Here is a 19,357-nt window from a genome sequence, read left to right as displayed (position 1 = left end):
GGGCCATCCCCGAAGAGATCAGCCGATCAGGCTGGGCTGCAGGTCGCGCAGCGTGCGCCGGTGCGTCATCCGGGTCACCCCGAGCGCCGTCAGCGCCAGGGCGCCGCCCAGCCACACCAGCAGCACTGTGATGTCGGCCCACACCCGGCCGAGGTCGCCGCCGTACATGAGCTGGCGCATCGCATCCACGACGTAGCCCATCGGCAGGGCGTGATGCAGGACAGCGAGCGGAGCCGGCAGGGTCTGCCACGGGAAGGTGCCGCCGGCGGTCACGAGCTGCAGGACCATCAGCACCAGACCGAGGAACTGCCCGACGGAGCCGAACCACACGTTCAGCGCCAGGATGATCGCCGCGTAGGTGAAGGACGCGAGCACCATGATCCCGAGCGTGGCGAGCGGATGCGCGAAGCCGAAGCCGAGCGCGACGGCGAGGATGCCGAACAGCGCGGCCATCTGCACCGCGCCGAGGAGGGCGGGGGTCAGCCAGCCGGCCACGGTCACGCGGATGGGCGAGTGGAGGGCGGTCACGGCGCGCCGCGAGATCGGCTTGACGATCAGGAAGAGCGCGTAGATCCCGATCCAGCCGGCGAGGGCTGCGAAGAAGGGTGCCAGGCCGGCGCCGTAGTTCGACGCCTTCGTGACGGCGCTGGTTTCGACATCGACGGGGTCGGACAGGGTCGCCGCCTGACGCTCGCGAGTGGGCTGATCTGTGTCGGGGAGCTGCGCCACGCCGGAGGCGAGTCCGCTCTGCAGTGTCTGGGCGCCGCCGGCCAGCCGGCCGATGCCGCCGTCGAGTTGTGCGGCACCGTCGCTCAGCTGCGCGGCACCTTCCGCGGCGGTTACCGCACCATCGGAGAGCGCGGCGGCACCGTCGGCGGCGGTGCGGGCGCCATCGGCGAGCTGCGCGCTGCCGGCGGCGACCTGGCCCGCGCCGGCGTTGAGGCGATCGACATCGCCGACCGCAGTCTGCACGCGCTGGTCGACCTCGGTCAGCTTCGCGCCCACCGGGTCCAGTTCGGCCAGGATCGCCGCGACCTCCTCAGGCGGAAGGCCCGCTGCGACCAGACGCGCTTCGATGTCCGCGCGCGCTTGCGGGAGGAGGCCGATGGCATCGGCGGATGCCGCGCCGACACGGTCGGCGACTGCGGCCAGCTGCGCCGTGCCGTCGGCGACCTGTCCCGCTCCGTCGCGGAGGGCGACCAGGTTGTCCGCGATCTGCGCCGTGCCGTCGGCGAGCTGCGCCGCGCCGGTCTGGAGCTGCGCGGTGCCGCTGGCCAGCTCCGCGGAACCGCTCGCCAGCTGCGCGCTGCCGCTCTGGGCCGTCGCCAGACCGTCCACCAGCTGCTGGGCGCCGCCGGCGGCCTCGGCCAGGTCGACCCGGATCGTCGCGAGCGCGTCCAGCAGCGTCAGTCCGCCTTCGCGGACGATCTTCTCGGCCACCGTGGCGCGGATCCGCTCGACGGCTTGCGTGCCGATCGTGCCGGCGAGGTAGTTGTTCGCGTCATTGGTGCGCAGCAGGATCTGCGCGGTGCGCGGCTGATCGGTCGTGATCGACGCGATCGATTCCGAGAAGTCCGCCGAGATCTCCACGGCGAAGTCGTAGTCGCCGGAGTCCAGACCGGCCGTGGCCGACTCGTCGTCCACGACGTGCCACTGGAAGCTCGCGTCCGAGACGAGCTCGTCGGCGACCTCGTGTCCGACGTTGCGGGCGGTGCCGTTGATCGTCGCGCCGTCGTCGTCGACCACGAGGGCCACCGGGATGTCGGCCAGCTTCGCGTACGGGTCCTGGTTGGCCCAGAGGTACAGTCCGCCGTAGAGCACGGGTACGGCGATCAGCGCGATCAGCGCGATGACGGCCATGCGCGTCGAGGTCAGGCGCCGGAATTCGGCGGCGATCATCTGCGGAACCTTCATGCGCGGGTCGCCTCGTCCTCGTCGGTCGGCGGAGTCCCGGCATCCGCTTCACCAGCGTCGGTCTCACGGCCGTCCTCGGATCCGAGCGTCGGAGAATTATCCGAATGTCGGACGATTTCGCCGGAATCCTCCGACGAAAGCGGGATCGTCCGACGTTCGGATGCCTCGGGGGCAGGGTCCGCGTCGGCGGCGGGTGCTTCGTCGGCGGGAACGGGGCGCTCCGCCTCGGCGGCGAGCACCTGCTCCTCGCCGGCGGCTGGCGACTCGGCGTGGGCGAGCAGGGCCGCCGAGGCGCGCCCGGCGATCACCAGGACCGCGAGTCCGCGGCCGGCGAAGTCCTCGGCGATCGACCACCACGCGGCGGGCTCCCCGCCGTGCCGGTCGGGCGAGGTGAGGACGAGCCCCGCGACGCCGGCCCGCAGCGCGGCGAGTTCGCACAGGATCCGGATCCGCTCCTCGGGCTCCACATTGCCGATCGGCGTGCCGGCGATCTCGGCTATGCCGAGATCCTCGAGCCAGCGCCGCGCGGCGATCGGATGCGACGCGAGGCCGGCGAACATGAGCTCCTCGGCAACGACGCCGGCGACCGAGACGTTCGGCTCGGGTTCGGAGACGTCGGGCGCATCGACCAGCGCGGTCGCCAGGCGAAGCGCCGAGGCATCCGTCCTTCCGTCGATGGTGACACTGCCGGCGTCGGGGCGCAGGCGGCCCGACGCGATCAGGCCGAGCACGGTCGGGCGCTGCTCGGTCTCCGCGGCGACCAGCACGACACGGCCGGACTCGAAGGTCAGGCTCGTCTCGGGCAGGGCGTGCATCCGCCGGCCTTTGGCGACCTCGCGCAGTTCCACCTTCACGATGCGTCTCCGATCAGTTCGGGATGCTGCGCGAGCAGCGCCACCGATTCGCGCCAGGACAGGCCCGCGATGCTCATCACTGCCTTCACCGCGAGGGCCTGCGCGTCGGGGGATCCCGCGTCGACCCGGGTGATCGCGCCCCGCGCGGCTTCCTCGATGAGCCGGGCGAGGGTGGGGGCGGCGATGTCGGTGCGCAGTTCGTCGCGCTCCTGCCCGGAGCGCACGATCTCCACCACGCGGCGTCGCAGCGGCGCGAGCGCTGCGGCGGTGTCGTCGATGTGGGCGTCATCGAGCGCGATCGCCGCGGCCACCTGCACGTGTGCGGCGTCGCTCCACAGGCGAGCGGCGAGCTGCGCCAGGGCGAGCCGCGCGTCCTCGGTCTCGATCTGCGCGGCGATGTCGTTGAAGCGCTGGGCACCCGAGGCGACGAGCTCGCGGATGATCGAATCGCGGTCCTCGAAGTGTCCGTAGAGCGCGCGGCGCGACAGGCCGGCGTCCTGCGCGATCACCCCGACCGAGGCCTGTGGATCGTGCGCCAGCGCGCGACGAGCCGCATCGAGAATGCTCTGCCTGTTCTGCTGGGCGTCACGGCGCCGCGGGCGCGCGGAGAGGTCGGTGTCGGTCACCCGATCACACTAACTAACTTGCACATAACTGTGCAAGTTAATGTCCGGTCAGTCGGTTCCAGCGTCGAACATGGCCGAATCGGATGCCGCTTCGATGGCGTCCTCGAGGGCTTCGACCGCGGCATCCGATTCGGTCGCGGACTCGGTGATCTCGTCCGCTTCGCCCGCCGTGACCCGCCCGACGAGGTCGCCGGTCGCGCCGCCGATCAGGCCCAGGCCGGCGTACTGCTCGAGTCTCGAGCGCGAGTCGGCTATGTCGAGGTTTCGCATCGTCAGCTGGCCGATGCGGTCGACGGGTCCGAAGGCGGCGTCGCCCACGCGCTCCATCGACAGTTTCTCGGGTGCGTAGGAGAAGTTCGGCCCCGTGGAATCGAGGATCGAGTAGTCCTCGCCGCGGCGCAGCCGCAGCGTCACCGAGCCGTCGATCGTCGTGCCGACCCACTTCTGGATCGACTCGCGGAGCATCAGCGACTGCGGCTCGAGCCAGCGGCCCTCGTACATCAGTCGGCCGAGGCGGCGACCCTGCTCGTGGTACGTGGCGAGAGTGTCTTCGTTCAGGATGCCGTTGACCAGGCGCTCGTATGCGATGAACAGCAACGCCATGCCCGGGGCCTCGTAGATGCCGCGCGACTTGGCCTCGATGATGCGATTCTCGATCTGGTCGCTCATGCCGAGGCCGTGCCGGCCGCCGATGCGGTTGGCCTCCAGGACCAGCGCGACCGGATCGGAGAACTCCACGCCGTTGAGCGCGACGGGGCGACCGGCATCGAAGGTGATCGTGACGTCTTCGGTCTCGATCTGCACCGTCGGGTCCCAGAAGCGCACCCCCATGATCGGCTCGACGGTCTCCAGCGAGACGTTCAGATGCTCCAGGGTCTTCGCCTCGTGCGTGGCCCCCCAGATGTTGGCGTCGGTCGAGTACGCCTTCTCGGCGGAGTCGCGGTACGGGAAGCCGTGTTCCACCAGCCACTGGCTCATCTCGGCGCGCCCGCCCAGCTCGGTGACGAAGTCGGCGTCCAGCCACGGCTTGTAGATGCGCAGGCGCGGGTTGGCGAGCAGTCCGTAGCGGTAGAACCGCTCGATGTCGTTGCCCTTATAGGTGGACCCGTCGCCCCAGATGTCGACGCCGTCCTCTTTCATGGCGCGCACCAGCAGCGTTCCGGTGACGGCGCGGCCGAGGGGCGTGGTGTTGAAGTAGGTGCGTCCGCCGGAGCGGATGTGGAAGGCGCCGCAGGCCAGTGCGCCGAAACCCTCCTCCACGAGTGCGCGCTTGGCATCGACGATGCGGGCGATCTCGGCGCCGTACTCGAGCGCGCGGTCGGGGATCGCGTCGATGTCGTCCTCGTCGGGCTGACCGAGGTCACCGGTGTAGGTGCAGGGGATGGCGCCCTTGTCGCGCATCCAGGCGACGGCGACCGACGTGTCCAGACCCCCCGAGAAGGCGATGCCGACGCGCTCGCCGACGGGCAGTGACTGGAGAACCTTCGACATGCCCTCGAGTCTATCGAGCGGCGCGCGGCCGCTCTGCGGATGAGGCGGCCGCGGCATCCCGATCGGAGCGACGAGCGCCGCGCCGGCGTCCGATCCAGATCACGAAGAAGGCGATGCCCACGATGACCGCAGCGATTCCGACGACGTAGCCGAGCACACCGAAATAGCCGAGGTCGAAGTTGTTCGGGTTCAGGAACGGGTACGGGTACCAGAAGGGGTCGCCCGAGACCGGGTTGGTCACCAGCGGGCCGCGGACGAGGGTGTACAGCACCCAGACGATCGGGAACGCGATGACGATCAGCACGTTCCGCCACGGGAGCCGGCGGCGCAGCGGGCCGACGAACAGGTCGACCAGCAGGAAGATCGGCCCGACGACGTGCAGCGTCTCGTTCGACCACGGCACCGGCTCGGCGCCCTGGGGCAGCTCGATGCCACGCAACAGCAGGTTGTAGACGACCCCGGTCACGATCATGTACGTCGTGACCGACGCGAGCGTGATCGCGAGTCCCCGCGATTCGCTGCGGAACTGCCTCCCGCGGCGGAAGTACCAGATCGCCGCCCAAAGGAGCACACCCACGGAGCCGACGTTGGAGAGGATCGTGAAGAAGCTGAAGAAGTTCGCAACGACCGTGCCGACGTCCTGACCGTTCTCGGCGGTCCGGGTGACAGAGGCGACCAGCTGGGTGATGACCGCCGCCAGGATCGCGACGGCCATCAGCAGACGGAGGATCGACCACGTGCGGGCCCATGCGGGTGAGGTGAGCATGGCGCCACCATATCGGCGTCCGGCGCCCCCTCTCGATAGGATGGGCGGTAGCTGTGCGATTAGCGTGGCATGGCCGACAAGCGGGGGAGCAGCCCATGCCAGGCATCGTGATCGTCGGAGTCCAGTGGGGCGACGAAGGCAAGGGCAAAGCCACCGACCTGCTCGGTGAGCGCACCGACTGGGTCGTCAAGTTCAACGGCGGCAACAACGCCGGTCACACGGTCGTGATCGGCGACGAGAAGTACGCGCTGCACCTGCTGCCCTCCGGCATCCTCTCTCCCGGCGTCACTCCGGTGATCGGCAACGGCGTGGTGGTCGACCTGGAAGTGCTGTTCGCCGAGATCGAGGCGCTGAACGCGCGCGGCGTCGACACATCGCGCCTCAAGGTCAGCGCCAACGCGCACATCATCACCCAGTACCACCGCACGCTCGACAAGGTCACCGAGCGCTTCCTCGGCAAGCGCATGATCGGCACGACCGGCCGCGGGATCGGCCCCGCGTACGCCGACAAGATCAATCGCGTCGGCATCCGCATGCAGGACCTGTTCGACGAGAACATCCTGCGCCAGAAGGTCGAGGGCGCGCTCGACCAGAAGAACCACCTGCTCGTGAAGGTCTTCAACCGCCGGGCGATCACGGTCGACGAGGTCGTCGACGACCTCCTGTCATACGCCGAGCGCCTGCGCGGCATCGTGTGCGACACCGCACTGCTCCTGGACAACGCGCTCGCCGCCGGTGACGTCGTCGTCTTCGAGGGCGGTCAGGCCACGATGCTCGACATCGATCACGGCACCTACCCGTTCGTGACCTCGTCATCGGCGACCGCCGGCGGCGCGGCCACCGGGTCCGGTGTCGGTCCGAACCGGCTCGATCGCATCGTCGGCATCGTGAAGGCCTATACGACACGCGTCGGCTCCGGTCCCTTCCCGACCGAGCTGTTCGACGCCCAGGGCGAGTGGCTGCGCTCCCGCGGCTTCGAGTTCGGCACGACCACCGGACGCCCCCGTCGCGTCGGATGGTACGACGCGCCCATCACGCGCTATGCCACGAGGATCAACGGCATCACCGACCTTGTGCTGACCAAGCTCGACATCCTCACCGGACTCGACGAGATCCCGGTCTGCGTCGCCTACGACGTCGACGGCGTGCGGTTCGACGAGGTCCCGGTGAACCAGAGCGACTTCCACCACGCGACGCCGATCCTGGAGTACCTGCCGGGGTGGTCGCAGGACATCTCGGGCGCGCGCACCTTTGACGAGCTGCCGATCGAGGCCCAGGACTACGTGCTGCACCTCGAGGAGCTGAGCGGCACCCGCATCTCGGTGATCGGCGTCGGAGCGGCGCGCGACGCCGTGATCGTGCGTCACGACCTCGTCGACTGACGACCGTCACTCCGTGAAGCTCTGGACCGGCGGGTACACCGCCCGCTCCGACGGCAACGCCACCGGCATCGGCGTCCTGCTGGCGGGCGATCCGGACGACGGCTCGGCGGGCGGGCAGCTCGCCTTCGCCGGCGACGCGGTCGTCACCGACGGATCACCGTCGTGGGTCAGCATCCATCCCGCACTCGAGGTTGTCTACGCGGCGATGGAGGATGCCGGCACGGTGCGCGCGTTCCAGCGCACCGGTGAATCGTCGTTCGCACCGCTGGGCGGCCCGGTCGAAGCCGGCTCGGCGGTCTGCCACGTCGCCGTGGCGCCGGACGGCGGGTCACTGGTGGCCAGCTGCTGGAACGACGGGCGGGTGGTGCGGATGAGGCTGGATGCCGCGGGCATGCCGTCCGCGCCGGTGATCGCCGCGGCGGCGGTGGATCCGTATGGACCGGATGCCGCCCCCAGCGATCTTCTGGGCGCGGTCGATCTGCGCCCCCGTGCCGACACCCGCGGAGCCGGCGAGTTCAGCGGCGCCGCCGATCTCGCCGACGCGGCGCGGGCCCTGCGCGCCGCGGCGGGCGCGGAGTTCGCGCACCTCATTCCGGAGCACGAGGTGCCGGTCTCCGGCGAGGAGGACTCGGACGAGCCGGCGCTCGAGGATGCGGCATCCCGCGTCTCCCGCGCGCATCAGGCGATCTTCCTCCCGGATGACCTCGTCGCGACCACCGACATGGGCCTGGACCTGGTGCGGTTCTGGCGGGCGACTGCGGACGGGCTGCGGGCCGTGCAGCAGGTGGCGCTCCCGCGGGGGAGTGGACCGAGGCACATGGTCTGGCACCCGAGCGGGCACCTGTACGTCGTCGCCGAACTCAGCTGCGAGGTGTTCGCGCTGGCCGCGGAGGCGTCCGGCGCATGGCGGATCGTGACCGCGGCTGTGCTCGGTGCGCAGACGCTGGCCGGTGACACCGCCGCCGAGCTGTCGATGTCCCGCGACGGGGCATTCCTCTACGCGGGCGTGCGCGGCAGCAACACGATCTCCACGCTGCGGGTGCGCGGCGCCGGGGATGCGCTGAGTCCGGTCGCACTCGTGGATGCCGAGGTCGATTGGCCGCGCCACCATCTCGTGGTGCGCGACACGATCCTGATCGCCGGGCAGCACTCCGACGACGTCGTCTCACTGACCCTCGACCAGCGCACCGGGGTGCCATCGCGCGTGCGGCACCGGATCGACGTGCCGTCGCCGACGTGTCTGGCGGCGGCGCGCTAGATCTTCGCGTCCTGCTTCGGCAGGAACACCTGTTTGATGATCAGCAGGATCGACGCGGTCACCGGCACCCCGATCAGCGCGCCGAGGAGGCCGAGCAGCGTGCCGCCGATCAGGGCGCCGATCACCACCAGCGAGCCGGGGATCGAGATCGCCTTGCTCATCACGCGCGGGGTGATGACGTACGCCTCGATCTGGATGTAGATGAGGTAGCAGATCGCGAAGATCAGCGCGGCCACCGGACTCGTGAACAGGGCGAGGATCGATGCGGTGATCCAGTACAGCACCGGACCCACGAGCGGGATGATCGTGATGCAGAACGCGAGCACCCCCATCAGCAGCGGGAAGGGCAGCCCGAGGAACAGGTGCAGGAGGAACGCGACGATCGAGTTGAAGAACGCCAGGATCACCATGCCCATGAGGTACCCGCCGATGGAGTCGGTGATCTGGTTGGTCATGTCGCGGACCTTCGGGCGGTTGCGCGCCGGCGCGAACTGGACCATGGACTCCTTGATCGCCGGAAGCGACGCGACGAAGTAGAGCGTCAGGACGATGATGATCAGTCCGCCGGAAAGGGCGGTCGCGATGCCGGCGCCCACCTTGAGGATGCCGCCGGAGATCGCGGCGATGTTGGACGGATTCGTCAGGAACGACTGGATGTCGTTGATGAGCGTCGTCAGACCCTCGCCGAAGAACCCTTCCAGCCAGTGATAGAAGTCGGAGCTCTCGAAGTTCGTGATGGTCGCGGGGATGCCGGAAAAGAACTCGCCGAGCTGGTCGATGAGGGTCGGGACGACGAGCCAGAGCAGTCCGACGGCGAGCACGCCGAAGATGAAGAAGACGATGACGATCGCCCAGACGCGCTTGACGTGATGCCGCTCGAACCACTTCAGCACCGGGTCCAGGCCGAGGGAGGCGAACATCGCCAGCGCGATGTAGATGATCACCGTGGCGATGTTGGTCAGCGCGATGCCGAGGAGGATCGCAGCCAGGCCACCGAGGGTGAGGAGGAACCCCACGCCGAACGGGCTGTCCAGTCGTGCCCATAGCGGGCGTCCGCCCTTGTCGGCCGGAACGGTCGCGTCGGCGAGTATCTCACCGGTATCGGTGCCGCTGGCGGGGTCAGCCGCGAGGGGCTCGGGCGAAGGGGTGCCGTCGGTCATGGGTGACACTCTAGGGCCGGGGGCCGCGCGTGTCCGTCACCCGTCGGGTATGAATGACGGCATCCTCTCCGCGCGCGCGATGCCCGGCCGGTATCGTCGGGGAGCGAGGGGGATACATGACCGATCACACGAGCGCAGCCGGCTCCGCCGACGATGAGGCGCGGGCCACACTCCTGCGTCTGCGCGGAACCATCGACAACATCGACGCGGCGCTGGTCTTCATGCTCGCGGAGCGCTTCCGCGCCACCAAGCAGGTCGGTCTGCTCAAAGCGGAGCACGGGATGCCGGCATCCGACCCCGCCCGCGAGGAGCAGCAGATCGCCCGCCTGCGCACGCTCGCCCTCGAGGCCGAGCTCGACCCCGAGTTCGCGCAGAAGTGGTTCGCGTTCGTGGTGGCCGAAGTCATCCGCCACCACGTCGCCGCCGCGGAGGAGAGCTGATGGGCACGCACCTGACCATCGGGCGGCTGGTGGAGTCCGAGGAGTACTCGCCGGCCCGGCTGGTCGCCGCCCGCATGAACCGGCACACGTTCTGGTGCGGGCAGAGCGGCTCGGGCAAGACCTACGCCCTGGGCGTCGCGCTCGAGCAGCTGCTGCTGCACACCCGGCTCCCGCTGGTGATCCTCGATCCGAACTCGGACTTCGTGCGGCTCGGGGAGATCCGCGACGACGCCCCCGCGGCGGAGGCCGCCGAGCTCGCGCAGCGCGACATCCGCGTGCGCAGCGCATCCCCCGGCGTCGGCGAACCGCTGCACGCGCGCTTCCTCGAGCTGCCGCTGCGCTCGCGGGCGGCGATCCTCCAGATCGATCCGCTCCTGGACGCCGATGACTACAACGCGATGCTCCGGGTCGAGGGCGATGTCAGCATGATCCCCGACCACGACCTCGTCTCCTTCCTGCGCGCCCACCCGGACAAGATCCGCCATCAGCTGGCCCAGCGCCTGGAGAACCTCGGCGTGCCGCAGTGGAAGCTGTGGGCGTGGGGTCAGCGCAGCGTGACCGACGACATCGACGAACAGCCCGACGCGACGGTGGTCGACCTCGGCGGCTTCCCGACGCCGACCGAGTCGCGCGCCGCGGCACTCGCGGTCCTCGATCACCTCTGGGAGAACCGCGAGCAGCGCATCGGGCGGCTGATCGTGATCGACGAGGCACACAACCTCTGCACGCCGGATCCGGTCTCGCCGGTGCAGCGCCTGCTCACCGAGCGCATCGTGCAGATCGCCGCGGAGGGCCGTAAGTACGGGCTGTGGCTGCTGCTGTCGACCCAGCGCCCGTCGAAGGTGCACCCGAACGCGCTGTCGCAGTGCGACAACCTGGCGCTGATGCGGATGAGCTCGCCGCGCGACATCGACGAGCTGGCCGGCGTCTTCGGCTACGCGCCGGAGTCGCTGCTGGAGCGCTCGACCTCGTTCCCGCAGGGTCAGGCCCTGTTCGCCGGCGGCTTCGTGGACCAGCCGAGCCTGGTGCAGATGGGTGCGCGGCTCACGCACGAGGGCGGCGTCGACGTTCCGGTTCCGCTGCGCTGACGGCAGCGGAACCGGCGGTCTCAGGGGATCGCGCGTCGCAGCGTGAGGAAGGCGATCCCGGCCAGGACCGCACCCAGCAGCCCGCCCCAGAGTGAGAGCCCGACGACCCCGACGCTGCCGAACCAGCCGAAGACCGCGGCCCAGGCATCCATTCGCCCGACCAGCCACAGGCCCGCCACGAGCAGCACTCCGATGCCGACCAGCACGATCGTCAGCGCCACAGCCCCGAACCGCTTGTAGATCGTCGCGGCCCAGAACCCGATCACGAAGAACAGCATCGCCGCCACGAAGTTCAGCAGGAACGCGCCGCCCGGGCCCGCTTCCCAGATCCAGGGGAGGCCGAAGAAGTATCCGTTCATCCCCCAGCCGTCAGTGGCCATCTCGATCAGGCCGCCGATCACGGAGATCCCGGCGAGGATCGCAGAGGTGAGGGCGGCGGTCAGGAGGGTTCCGAGGTAGAACTCGCGCCGTGTGACGCTCATCGCCTGCGAGAACGGGAAGGTGAGCGTGAGCGCCTGGATGCCCACCACCATGAAGTACCAGAGCGGCGCCTGCCCGCCGCCGCCGTACTTCGGGCCGTCGATGCCGGCATTCTGCAGGATCGCGTAGATCGCGAGCGTCAGCGCGAACGCGCCGCCGAGGATGATCAGCGGGATCCAGATGTAGGTCTGCCGGTTGATCAGCTGCATGCGGACGACGCCGAGCGTGCGGTTCGGGACGCGTGCGCGGTCGCGGGTGACATCGAGGGTGGTCATCGCAGTGCTCCTTCGTCGATGGCGGATGCTTCGCCTGCGGCGCCGATCGATTCGGCGGCGTGCTGGGTGGTGCGCACGATGAGCTGCTGGAGCGAGACCGGCGCGACATCCAGGCCGGAGGCGGTGAGGCGCTCGCGGTCGGCCGCGGTGAGCGCGCCGAGGACGGTGACGGATGCCACGTGTCCGAGCGTCTCGCGATGGATGACTTCGCGGCCGGCGACGAAGGCGTCGACGACGGCGGCGTCGCCCACGATGTTCGCAGCGCGGTCACGGACGGCATCGGTGTCCTCGTCCATGATGATCCGGCCGCGGTCGATCACGAGGACCTTCTCGATGAGGTTGGAGACCTCGTCGATCAGGTGACTGGACAGGATGATCGTGCGCGGGTGCTCGGTGTAGTCCTCGAGCAGCCGGTCGTAGAAGATCTGGCGGGCCACGGCGTCCAGGCCGAGGTACGGCTCGTCGAAGAAGGTGATCTCGGCCCGCGAGGCGAGGCCGATGACGACCCCGACCGCGGAGAGCTGGCCCCGGGAGAGCTTCTTGATGCGGCGCTTCATCGGCAGCTGGAAGTCGTCGATCAGCCGCTCGGCCAGCTGCTGGTCCCAGTGCGGGAAGAACAGCCGCGCGGTGGCGAACGCGTGCTTGGGCAGCGCGTCGTCGGGGTACTTCTGACTCTCGCGCACGAAGCACAGTCGCTGCAGGACCTTCGTGTTCTCGTACGGGTTCTGGCCGAAGACGCGCACCTCGCCGCGGGTGGCGAAATTCTGCGCGGTGAGGATCGACATCACCGTCGTCTTGCCGGCGCCGTTGCGCCCCAGCAGCCCGTAGATCGTGTCGGCTTCGATGCGGAACGAGACGTCATCGACTGCGACCGTGTCGCGGTAGCGCTTCGTGAGGCCCTTGACCTCGATCACGTCGGTCATCGTGAGGTTCCTTCCGTGGTGTCTGCGGTGTGCGCGCGATCGAGGATCAGAGCGCTCAGGTCTTCCGGACCGAGGCCGAGCTTGCGCGCCTCGATGAGCAGCGGTTCGACGTACGCGGTGGCGAAGGCGGTGCGACGCTCCTCCAGCAGCAGTTCGCGGGCGCCCGGCGCGACGAACATGCCGATACCCCGGCGCTTGTAGAGCACTCCCTTGTCGACGAGCATGTTCACTCCCTTGGCGGCGGTGGCCGGATTGATGCGGAAGAACGCGGCGAGCTCGTTCGTCGACGGCGCCTGGCTCTCTTCGGCCAGGCTCCGATCGATGATCGAGTCCTCGACCCCCTCTGCGATCTGCAGGAAGAGGGCTCTGCCTTCTTCGATCACGTGACGCCTCCGCTTTGTCGGTTCCTTACTTGACTAAGTAACCACGGAACCACATGCACGTCAAGGCCTCGATCCAGATCAGGTGATCGGGCGGAGACAGGAGCTTTCCGCCGAAATCCTCCTGCCCCGGCAAGATCACCTGATCTCGTGCGGTGCGGCGGGTCTCAGGAGTGGGGTTTGGGCCGGATGACGCGACCCGGAGCCGTATCGGAGCTGCGGGCCGGGACCGGCCACGGCTGGCGCTGCGCTGCGGGAGGTGTGGCGTTCGTCGCCGGGGCACCCGGCGCCTCGCCCGTTGTCAGCTCGAGGGCGACTCTGCCCTCGAGCACCTCGATCGCGTCATCGGAGAGCAGGATCAGCCCGTCCAGCTCCTCGCGCACGCGGCGGTAGGCGACCTGGCGCTCGGCGGGCGTCGCGGCCTGATCGATGGCGATCGAGAGGAGCTGCTTCGCGGTGTCCAGCCGCTTGCGCTCGGCATCGCTGAAGGATGTGTCGCGGATGCGCCTGGCATCGCGTTCGGCGACGTCGAAGGCCACCTCGAAATCGGTGACGGCGTCGCGGTACTCGGCGAGCTGGTCCTTCGTGATCCGCGCTTTGACGGATGCGGGGCGCAAACCGTCCGCGACCTTCTTGGCGCGCAGGAAGGCAGCGGTCAACGGCTGGCGCCCGTCGCTCATGGCCGGGAAGGCGATGAGCTTCGCGACATCGAGTTCGTACTCGAGCCAGCGCGCGGTGACCGCGTCGTGCGCGGCGAAGAGGCGCTCCAGCTGGGTCGGTGCCGCGCCCGACGCCTCCGTGGAATCGGCAGTGTTCGCGGAGGACGCACGACCGGCGATCGCGACCGGTCCCGCAACGCCGCCCCGCGCTGCGGCCTTCAGTTCGGCTTTCGCGTGGATGACTTCGAGCCGCCGCTTGTGGCGCAGGCGCGCACCGCGCTCCCACGCCCGGCCGACGCCGGCGAGCACCCCGAAGAGGGGGAAGGCGAGCCACCAGAAGTTGCCCGCGAACTGCCAGAACTGCTCCACACTGTCATGCTAACCGTCGCCCGACGGCACCCGCTCGGCTCGAAGCAGGCTGCCAGGCGACTCAGGCCTGCGGGCGGTTCGGCAGCCAGCTGGGGATCGGCCACGTGGCGCCGCGTGGGGGAGCAGCCGGCCGAGGCGCTGCGCCCGCCTGCCGCTCCGCCTCGTCGAACGCGATCCTCAGTGCGCGCACCGCATCGCGGTACTCGACGAACCGCTGCGGCGGGACCTTCTCGCGAGCCGATGCCGGTCGCAGCGTGCTCGCCACGCGCTGGGCGCGCAGGAACGCCAGGGTGGCCGGGTTGCCGGAGTCGCTCAGCTGCGGGTGGTCGAACGCCGTCATCGGATCGGTCTCGTAGCGCATCCAGCGCGCGAGGACGGCGTCATGCTCCCCGAACAGCTTCTCCAGCGGGAGCGGGTCGGTCGCGGAGGCCGCGTGATAGGTCGCACTGATCGCCTTGACGCGCGTGCGGGTCGCACGCAGGGCGAAGGCCGCAGACTTCTCGCGGCGCTTGGCCTCGAGCAGACGCCGCTTCGCATCGCTGGTCTCCGGGCTCACGACGATGCCGGCGGCGTTGAGCACACCGTCGAGGAAGGATGAGCCGAACCCGGGCGCGCCGGAGTCGGCGTGCGCCGCAAGGACCTCGGCTTGCGCTTCGCTGACCTTGGCCCGGGCGGCGATCAGGGCCCGATAGGCCGTCGCCTCCTCGTGACGGGCGGCGTCGAGTTCGAGCCGTCGCGCACGACGGCCCTTCATGGTGAGTCCGGCATAGGCTGCGGTTCCGGCGCCGGCGGCAGCCGGAGCCACCCACCACCAGCCCTCGACGAAAAGGAGGAACGGCTCCACGAACCCATGCTAATCGCCGTGGGGCTCAGCCGCCCGGGCGGTCAGCGAACCGACAGCTGGGCGGCATCGGTCATCCGAAGAGCAGTGCCAGCACGGTCGCGCCGCCGCCGACGAGGATCAGCGCGACGATGACGACCCACGCGATGACCTTGACCCGCTTCTGGCGCGTCTGGTTGTAATCCGCGTACTCGTCGTCCGGTGCCATGCGGTCAGTTTAGGCGCTCGGCTCGACGACCGTTGCGCCGAAGGCGGCGGGGAGGGTTGCGGTGGACAGCCCCCGCAGCTCGCCGAGCGGCACGGTGAAGACGTCCTGGATCTCGAGCGCAGGCTCCCCGCCGTCGCCGGGGATGTCGGTGACGCCGATCCGCAGCACGGGGTAGCCGCGCCCATCGCAGAGGCCGCGGAACTTCACGTCGTCCTCGCGGGGAACGCTCACGAGCACGCGCCCGGTGGATTCCGAGAAGAGGGCGGATGCGGCATCCACCCCGTCCCGCTCCATGATCTCGCGCAGCCACACCCGGGCGCCGATGCCGAAGCGCATCACGCCTTCGGCCAGCGCCTGGGCGAGGCCGCCGGAGGACAGGTCGTGTGCGCTGGAGACCAGCGACTGCTGGGAGGCGGCGTGCAGCAGCTCGGCGAGCCGCTTCTCGGCTGCGAGGTCGACCGCCGGCGGGCGTCCGCCGAGGTGCCCGTGCACGGTGCCGGCCCAGGCCGACCCGCTGAGCTCGGTGGAGGTGACGCCGAGCAGGTAGATGTTCTCGCCGGGATCCTGCCAGCCGCTCGGAATGCGACGGGCGACGTCGTCGATGATGCCGAGGACGCCCACCACCGGAGTCGGGAAGATCGGCTGATCGCCGGTCTGGTTGTAGAAGCTGACGTTGCCGCCGGTGACGGGGATCCCGAGCTCGAGGCATCCGTCCGCCAGCCCCGCGACGGCCTGGGAGAACTGCCACATGACCTCGGGGTTCTCCGGGCTGCCGAAGTTCAGGCAGTCGGTGACGGCGGTGGGGGCCGCGCCGGTGACGGCGACGTTGCGGTACGCCTCGGCCAGCGCGAGCTTGGCGCCCTCGTAGGGGTCGAGCTGGCAGAAGCGGCCGTTGCAGTCGGTGGCGATCGCGAAGCCGAGGCCGGAGGCCTCGTCGACCCGGATCATGCCGGCGTCGTCGGGGAAGCTCAGCGCCGTGTTCCCCAGCACGAAGTAGTCGTACTGGTTGGTCACCCACGACGTGTCGGCGAGGTTGGGGCTGGAGACGAGCTGGACGAACTGGGTGCGCAGGGTGTCGGGATCATCGGTCCGCGCGAGCGCAGTGGCCGAGTCGTCGCGGAGCGCGTCGATCCAGGTCGGGTAGGCGACCGGGCGCTCGTAGACCGGTCCGTCGACGGCGACCGTGGACGGGTCGACGTTGACGATCTCCTCGCCGTGCCAGTCGATGACCAGGCGCCCGTCGCCGGTGACCTCGCCGAGGACGCTGGTCTCGACGTCCCACTTGGCGACCACGGCGAGAAAGGCCTCGAGCTTCTCGGGCGCCACGATCGCCATCATCCGCTCCTGGCTCTCGCTCATCAGGATCTCTTCGGGCGTGAGGGTCGGGTCGCGCAGCAGCACGCTGTCCAGAGCGACCTTCATGCCGCTGCCGCCGTTGGCGGCCAGCTCGCTGGTCGCGCAGGAGATGCCGGCGGCGCCGAGATCCTGGATCGCCTCGACCAGGTCGTCGCGGTAGAGCTCGAGGCAGCACTCGATGAGCACCTTCTCGGCGAACGGGTCGCCGACCTGTACGGCGGGGCGCTTGGTCGGACCGGTGGAATCGAACGAGTCGGAAGCGAGGATGGATGCTCCGCCGATGCCATCGCCGCCCGTGCGGGCGCCGAACAGGACGACCTTGTTGCCGGCGCCGCTGGCATTGGCGAGCTTGATGTCCTCGTGGCGCATCACTCCGACCGCGAGCGCGTTGACGAGCGGGTTGCCCTGGTAGACCGCGTCGAAGACGGTCTCGCCGCCGATGTTTGGCAGCCCGAGGCAGTTGCCGTAGAAGGAGATCCCGCTGACGACACCGTGCACGACGCGCGCGGTGTCGGGGTTGTCGATCGCCCCGAAGCGCAGCTGGTCCATGACGGCGACCGGCCGGGCGCCCATCGAGATGATGTCGCGGACGATGCCGCCCACGCCGGTCGCGGCTCCCTGGAACGGCTCGATGTAGCTCGGGTGGTTGTGCGATTCGACCTTGAAGGTGACCGCCCAGCCCTCGCCGATGTCCACGACGCCGGCGTTCTGGCCCATGCCCACCATGAGGCGGGTCTTCATGTCGTCAGAGACCTTCTCGCCGAACTGGCGGAGGTAGATCTTGCTCGACTTGTAGGAGCAGTGCTCCGACCACATCACCGAGTACATCGCCAGCTCGCCGCTGGTGGGGCGGCGGCCGAGGATCTCGCGGATCCGCGCGTACTCGTCGGCCTTGAGTCCGAGGGCGCCGTACGGCTGCTCCTTCTCGGGGGTCGCGATCGCGTTGTCGACCGTATCCGCTGCGGGGCGGGGCGCTGCGGCGGGGACGGTTTCGGTGGGGGTGGTCACGCGGCTGAGCTCCAGGATTCGAGGGACGCCGGACCGCCCCAGTCTAGTTGGCGGCTACGCGCCGGCGCGGGCGAGGGCGTCCTCGAAGGCGACCCACGCGAGCATCGCGCACTTCACCCGCGCGGTGTACTTCGAGACCCCGCTCAGGGCCTCCGCGTCGCCGTACGTCTCCTCGTCGAGCGCGATGGTGCCGCGCGAGCGGAGCGCCGTGCGGAAGCCGTCGACGAGAGCGGATGCCTCGCCCGGCGGCATCCGGCCTTCGCCGTCATCGATCAGCACGGCCAGCATCGAGGCGGACGCCTGCGAGATCGAGCAGCCGGAGCCGTCCCACGTGACGTCGCGGACGGTGCCCTCGCCCGTCAGACGCACGCGAAGCGTGATCTCGTCGCCGCAGATCGGGTTGCGCTGATGGGAGGTCGCCGTGGGCGCCTCCTCGTCCGCGAGCCCTTTGCCGTGCGGGCGCTTGGAGTGCTCGAGGATGAGCTCCTGGTACAGCGATTCGAGGCCGCTCACTCGGTCGCCCCGAAGAACGCGCGCACGCCGGAGAGTGCGTCCAGGAAGAGGTCGACCTCGTCGTTCGTGGTGTACAGGGCGGTCGAGGCGCGCACGGACGCGGTGAGCCCGAACCGGCGGTGCAGGGGGGCGGCGCAGTGGTGTCCGACCCGCACCGCGATGCCGCGGGAGTCCAGCAGCTGGCCCACGTCGTGCGCGTGGACGCCTGCGACGTCGAACGCCGCGAGGCCGACCCGGTCGACGGTCGGCGCCCCTGAGCGTGTCGCAGGGTCGCCCAGCACGCGGACCCCCTCGATCTGTCGCAGCCCCTCGCGCAGCCGGCGCTCGAGCATCCGCTCATGGGCGTGGACGGCATCCATTCCCACCGCGTCGAGGTAGCGGACCGCGGCCGCCAGCGCGATCGCCTGCGAGACCGGCTGGGTCCCCGCCTCGAACCGCTGCGGCGGAGGCAGGTATTCGGCCGAGTCCAGCGAGACGGTCGTGATCATCGAGCCGCCGGTGAGGAACGGCGGCAGGGCCTCGAGCACCTCGCGTCTGCCGTACAGCCCGCCGATGCCATACGGACCGAGCATCTTGTGACCGGAGAACACCGCGATGTCGACGCCGAGCCCCGGCAGGTCCAGCGGGAGGTGCGGCGCCGACTGGCAGGCATCGAGCAAGGTGATCGCGCCGGCGGAGCGGGCGAGCGCGACGAGCTCCACCACCGGGTTCACGATGCCGAGGACGTTCGAGACGTGCGTGAAAGCCACGATGCGGGTGCGATCCGAGATGACGGATGCCGCGGCATCCAGATCGATCGTCCCGTCCTCGCGCACGGGAATATGCCGCAGGACCGCACCCGTGCGCGCGGCGAGCTCCTGCCAGGGGATCAGATTCGCGTGGTGCTCGATCTCGGTCACCACGATCTCGTCGCCCGGCGCGAGCGCGAATCGCGCGCTCGCCGGTGCGCCGCGCCCGAGGGTTGCGTTGCCGATCGCGTACGCCACCAGGTTCAGACCGGCGGTCGCCCCGCTCGTCCACACCAGCTGCTCGGGCTGAGCCCCGACGAAACCGGCGACGGTGGCGCGGGCGTCTTCGAACAGCTCCGTCGCCTCTGCGGCGAGGGTGTGCGCGCCGCGATGGACGGCGGCGTTCTCGCGGGTGAGGAAGGACACCTCGGCATCGATCACCTGACGCGGCTTCTGGCTGGTCGCGGCGGAGTCGAGGTACACGAGCGGCTGGCCGCCCACCGAGCGACTCAGGATCGGGAAATCCTCGCGAACAGCGAGGGGATCCAGCGCGCGTGGTGCGGCATCCAGGATGGGCGAACGGGTCGGAGAGGGCACTCCTCAAGGCTACGCCGGGGGCCTGGGAGCCGGGCGGTCAA

At 69.8% G+C, this 19,357-nt stretch carries 19 protein-coding genes; 4 read left to right on the top strand and 15 right to left on the bottom strand.

The window, feature by feature from the left end; translation table 11 throughout:
• Nucleotides 1-18 precede the first annotated feature (18 nt).
• From BLT19_RS02115 to BLT19_RS02095, 5 genes are read right to left on the bottom strand one after another with little or no spacing between them, the layout of a single operon-like run.
• On the bottom strand, nt 19-1,914 hold the full coding sequence (locus BLT19_RS02115; RefSeq protein WP_091485543.1) for a YhgE/Pip domain-containing protein: 1,896 nt from the start codon (nt 1,912-1,914) through the stop codon (nt 19-21).
• The gene (locus tag BLT19_RS02110) at nt 1,911-2,768 is read right to left on the bottom strand and encodes a P-loop NTPase family protein (protein ID WP_197673012.1); all 858 of its coding nucleotides are present in this window, start codon (nt 2,766-2,768) and stop codon (nt 1,911-1,913) included. Before BLT19_RS02110 ends, BLT19_RS02115 begins: the two co-directional genes overlap by 4 nt.
• Nucleotides 2,765-3,394 (bottom strand): TetR/AcrR family transcriptional regulator, encoded by a 630-nt coding sequence (locus tag BLT19_RS02105; RefSeq protein ID WP_091485540.1) that lies wholly within the window; start codon nt 3,392-3,394, stop codon nt 2,765-2,767. Before BLT19_RS02105 ends, BLT19_RS02110 begins: the two co-directional genes overlap by 4 nt.
• A 48-nt stretch (nt 3,395-3,442) precedes the next feature.
• Nucleotides 3,443-4,885, bottom strand: a complete 1,443-nt coding sequence (gene argG / locus BLT19_RS02100) for an argininosuccinate synthase (protein ID WP_091493119.1) — start codon at nt 4,883-4,885, stop codon at nt 3,443-3,445.
• A gap of 10 nt (nt 4,886-4,895) precedes the next feature.
• On the bottom strand, nt 4,896-5,651 hold the full coding sequence (locus tag BLT19_RS02095) for a Pr6Pr family membrane protein (protein WP_231917748.1): 756 nt from the start codon (nt 5,649-5,651) through the stop codon (nt 4,896-4,898).
• 95 nt (nt 5,652-5,746) lie between these two features.
• On the opposite strand from BLT19_RS02095, the gene BLT19_RS02090 reads away from it, so the two are divergent.
• Complete coding sequence (locus tag BLT19_RS02090) at nt 5,747-7,033, top strand: adenylosuccinate synthase (RefSeq protein WP_091485537.1); 1,287 nt, start codon at nt 5,747-5,749, stop codon at nt 7,031-7,033.
• A gap of 13 nt (nt 7,034-7,046) precedes the next feature.
• Nucleotides 7,047-8,291 (top strand): lactonase family protein, encoded by a 1,245-nt coding sequence (locus tag BLT19_RS02085; RefSeq protein WP_091485534.1) that lies wholly within the window; start codon nt 7,047-7,049, stop codon nt 8,289-8,291.
• On the opposite strand, the gene BLT19_RS02080 is transcribed toward BLT19_RS02085, so the two are convergent.
• Entirely contained in the window at nt 8,288-9,451 is a 1,164-nt protein-coding gene (locus BLT19_RS02080) for an AI-2E family transporter (RefSeq protein WP_091485532.1), read from the bottom strand. The genes BLT19_RS02085 and BLT19_RS02080 overlap by 4 nt on opposite strands.
• 116 nt (nt 9,452-9,567) lie before the next feature.
• Here BLT19_RS02080 and BLT19_RS02075 point away from each other — a divergent pair, with 116 nt between their 5' ends.
• Both BLT19_RS02075 and BLT19_RS02070 read left to right on the top strand, forming a co-directional pair.
• On the top strand, nt 9,568-9,891 hold the full coding sequence (locus BLT19_RS02075; RefSeq protein ID WP_091485529.1) for a chorismate mutase: 324 nt from the start codon (nt 9,568-9,570) through the stop codon (nt 9,889-9,891).
• Entirely contained in the window at nt 9,891-10,979 is a 1,089-nt protein-coding gene (locus BLT19_RS02070) for an ATP-binding protein (RefSeq protein WP_091485527.1), read from the top strand. Before BLT19_RS02075 ends, BLT19_RS02070 begins: the two co-directional genes overlap by 1 nt.
• 20 nt (nt 10,980-10,999) lie before the next feature.
• Here the strand turns inward: BLT19_RS02070 and BLT19_RS02065 are convergent, their stop codons facing one another.
• From BLT19_RS02065 to BLT19_RS02030, 9 genes are all read right to left on the bottom strand, one after another.
• Complete coding sequence (locus BLT19_RS02065; protein ID WP_091485524.1) at nt 11,000-11,734, bottom strand: hypothetical protein; 735 nt, start codon at nt 11,732-11,734, stop codon at nt 11,000-11,002.
• Nucleotides 11,731-12,657: an ABC transporter ATP-binding protein gene (locus BLT19_RS02060; protein WP_091485522.1), complete on the bottom strand. Its 927-nt coding sequence runs from the start codon at nt 12,655-12,657 to the stop codon at nt 11,731-11,733. The genes BLT19_RS02065 and BLT19_RS02060 overlap by 4 nt, the downstream gene beginning before the upstream one ends.
• Nucleotides 12,654-13,040 carry a GntR family transcriptional regulator gene (locus tag BLT19_RS02055; protein WP_091485519.1) on the bottom strand — a complete coding sequence of 129 codons (387 nt, stop codon included), beginning with the start codon at nt 13,038-13,040 and terminating at the stop codon, nt 12,654-12,656. Before BLT19_RS02055 ends, BLT19_RS02060 begins: the two co-directional genes overlap by 4 nt.
• 164 nt (nt 13,041-13,204) lie before the next feature.
• Nucleotides 13,205-14,065: a hypothetical protein gene (locus BLT19_RS02050; RefSeq protein WP_091485516.1), complete on the bottom strand. Its 861-nt coding sequence runs from the start codon at nt 14,063-14,065 to the stop codon at nt 13,205-13,207.
• A gap of 61 nt (nt 14,066-14,126) precedes the next feature.
• Nucleotides 14,127-14,909: a hypothetical protein gene (locus tag BLT19_RS02045; protein WP_091485513.1), complete on the bottom strand. Its 783-nt coding sequence runs from the start codon at nt 14,907-14,909 to the stop codon at nt 14,127-14,129.
• A gap of 70 nt (nt 14,910-14,979) precedes the next feature.
• The gene (locus BLT19_RS18080; protein ID WP_269457419.1) at nt 14,980-15,114 is read right to left on the bottom strand and encodes a hypothetical protein; all 135 of its coding nucleotides are present in this window, start codon (nt 15,112-15,114) and stop codon (nt 14,980-14,982) included.
• Between the two features lie 9 nt (nt 15,115-15,123).
• Complete coding sequence (gene purL, locus BLT19_RS02040) at nt 15,124-17,478, bottom strand: phosphoribosylformylglycinamidine synthase subunit PurL (protein WP_091485510.1); 2,355 nt, start codon at nt 17,476-17,478, stop codon at nt 15,124-15,126.
• Between the two features lie 54 nt (nt 17,479-17,532).
• Nucleotides 17,533-17,991, bottom strand: coding sequence for a Fe-S cluster assembly sulfur transfer protein SufU (sufU, locus tag BLT19_RS02035; protein ID WP_091485507.1), 459 nt, complete (start codon nt 17,989-17,991; stop codon nt 17,533-17,535).
• A complete protein-coding gene (locus BLT19_RS02030; protein WP_407939809.1) occupies nt 17,988-19,316 on the bottom strand; it encodes an aminotransferase class V-fold PLP-dependent enzyme in 1,329 nt (442 codons plus the stop codon). The genes sufU and BLT19_RS02030 overlap by 4 nt, the downstream gene beginning before the upstream one ends.
• Nucleotides 19,317-19,357: the final 41 nt, after the last annotated feature.

Source organism: Microbacterium pygmaeum, from assembly GCF_900100885.1.
In the GTDB taxonomy this organism is placed as follows: domain Bacteria; phylum Actinomycetota; class Actinomycetes; order Actinomycetales; family Microbacteriaceae; genus Microbacterium; species Microbacterium pygmaeum.
Note: the sequence above shows the minus strand (reverse complement) of the source record. Positions and strands in the feature narration are given on the sequence as shown.